Origin of the sequence: Streptomyces sp. NPDC057654, from assembly GCF_042800135.1 — a bacterium.
In the GTDB taxonomy this organism is placed as follows: domain Bacteria; phylum Actinomycetota; class Actinomycetes; order Streptomycetales; family Streptomycetaceae; genus Streptomyces.
On the sequence record NZ_JBHVHQ010000972.1, the window covers coordinates 1,375 to 3,047 of the forward strand.

Below are 1,673 nucleotides of genomic sequence, written 5' to 3' on the forward strand. Positions count from 1 at the left end.
GGGCGGGCGGGGGGGGCCCGGGGGGGGGGGGGGGTGGTGCCCTGGGGGCGCCCCCCCGGGCGGGGGGGGGGGGGGGGGGGGGGGGGGGGGGGGGGCGGGGCGGAGGTGGGGGTGAGGACGGGGGGAGGAGTGAGGGGACCGGGGCTGAAAGCATCATGGTTCCTGTTAATTTCACACGCAAGATGTGAAGCAGAGTTTTCTTGCGGTGGGACGAGGGTGGGGGGTCGGCTGGGTCGTCTTGGCTGGTGGAGCCGGTATGTGTCGGTAATTTCAGGGGAATTCGGGTGCCCGGTCCCGGCTGGGACGTTCTTGCGAGGGGGTGACAGACGTACGAGATCGGTGTTAAATCAAACAGCAGCGACGCGTAGGAGTGTGAAGTCATGAGCAGTGCATCCCCCGGTCCCGGCGACGCCGCCACCTTCCGCGAGGACTGGATCGAGGGCCTGGCCGACGCCTACGCCCGTACGGTCCGCCGTGTCCCCGACACCTTCGGCGTCGTCGGTCGGCACGCGCCCCGCCCCGGCAAGGTGGCCGTCGTCATCGGCGGCGGTTCCGGCCACTACCCGGCCTTCGCCGGACTGGTCGGCCCCGGCTTCGCCGACGCTGCCGCGATCGGCGACGTGTTCGCCAGCCCCAGCGCGGAGCAGGTCTACCGCACCGCCCGCGCGGCCGACGGCGGCGCCGGCGTGCTGTTCACCTACGGCAACTACGCGGGCGACGTCATGCACTTCGGGCTCGCCGCCCGACGCCTCGCCGCCGAGGGCGTCGACACCCGTACGGTCCTGGTCACCGATGACGTGGCCAGCGGACCGGCCCCGGTGGAGGGCGCCCCCGTCGACCCGTCCAAGGACCGCCGCGGCGTCGCCGGCGACTTCTTCGTCTTCAAGACCGCCGGGGCCGCGGCCGACCGCGGCGACGACCTGGACGCCGTCGCCCGCCTCGCGCGCCGCGCCAACGCCGCGACCCGCACCTTCGGCGCGGCCTTCGCCGGGTGCACGCTGCCCGGCGCGAGCGAGCCGCTGTTCACCGTCAACGAGGGCACCATGGAGCTCGGCATGGGCATCCACGGCGAGCCCGGCCTGCGCAGCACCAAGCGGCTCGACGCCGAGGAACTGGCCGAAGCCCTCGTCGAGAACCTGCTCCCCGACCTCCCCGGCCTCGGCGACGGCCGCGTCGCGGTGCTCCTCAACGGCCTCGGCCGCACCAAGTACGAGGAGATGTTCGCCTGTTACCGCCATGTGCACCGGCGGCTGTCGGCCGCCGGGCTGCGGCCGTTCCGCCCCGAGGTCGGCGAGTTCGTGACCTCCTTCGACATGGCCGGGGTCTCGCTGTCGCTGATGGTCCTCGACGACGAACTGGCCGAGCTGTACGACGCTCCCTGCGACACCCCCGCCTTCCGCCGGACGCCCGGCGCGCGCGACGTCCGCGACTCCGAATCCGACGCCGACGTGCGGCCGGAGCCGGAGTCCGTCCCGTCGGCCGCGCCCCGGCCCGTCCCCACCGGCGCGGACGGCCCCGTCACGGCCGCTCTCCAGGCCGGGTACGAACTCGTCGCCGAGCACGAGGATGAGCTGGGCCGCCTCGACGCGGTCGCCGGCGACGGCGACCACGGCATCGGCATCGTCCGCGGTCTGCGCGCGGCGGTCGCGGCGGCACGGGCGGCGGAGCCGACG

General features: G+C 74.3%; 1 protein-coding gene. It reads left to right on the top strand.

What is annotated here, in order from left to right:
* Nucleotides 1-380: 380 nt before the first annotated feature.
* Nucleotides 381-1,673 (top strand): dihydroxyacetone kinase family protein (locus tag ACFU99_RS39080; RefSeq protein WP_384402116.1); only part of this gene is annotated, 1,293 nt, incomplete at its 3' end.